A 669-nucleotide genomic window follows, 5' to 3' on the forward strand; every position below is an offset into this window, starting at 1 on the left:
CCGACGACGAGCGGCGGGCGGGCTTCTCCACGCTCGTACCGGCGGGGCTCCGGGTCGACGGTGCCCGCGAAGGCGACCCGGAGGGCAGCCTGCGCCTCAGCGAGCAGCCCGAGGACCTGCCGGCCCAGGCACTGGCGCAGCTGGTGTGCTCGTACGCGGAGGGCCACGTGGGCGGCTCCGGAGGCCCGGTGCGGCTCGGGGGGCCCGGGAAGTACCCGCCGCGGGACTACCTGTGCACCCCGGAGACGAAGAGCAGGCCGACGGGGGTTCCGACGCAGCGGGCCACGGGCGCCCCGTAGCGGACGCCGGTGCGGCACGGGGAGAGCCCTGGAGTGGTGTCCCCGCACGGTCGTGACGGCGCGTGCCGGTCGTCACAGCTCCTTCTGCGGAACCGATCCTGCCCGTCGTGGCGTCTTGGTGCTCGTGCGTCACAGTCCGGACGGCCGGTCCGTCATCCGCTTCCGCGCGGCGGGGGTAGCCCTGCTCCTCGCGCATCTGCTGTTCGTCGGCTGGCTGACGCTGCGCCCGCTCGACGTCCCCTGGGTGACGGCCGCGAATCTGCAACCGTTCGACGGGATCAGGGCGGACCTCTCCCTCGGCCGGGCCGAGGCCGTGCGCCGGATCGGCGGGGGGCTGGCGCTGCTGGCTCCGCTGGGCGTCCTGCTGCCC

Annotated in this window: 2 pseudogenes; both read left to right on the plus strand. The window is 75.3% G+C overall.

The annotated features are described in order from the left end of the window. Positions 1-299: pseudogene (locus tag IH13_RS0111840) on the plus strand (hypothetical protein); the annotation flags it as partial. Between the two features lie 118 nt (positions 300-417). Continuing rightward, positions 418-669: pseudogene (locus IH13_RS0111845) on the plus strand (VanZ family protein); the annotation flags it as partial.

Origin of the sequence: Streptomyces sp. NRRL WC-3549 (assembly GCF_000721935.1) — a bacterium.
In the GTDB taxonomy this organism is placed as follows: domain Bacteria; phylum Actinomycetota; class Actinomycetes; order Streptomycetales; family Streptomycetaceae; genus Streptomyces.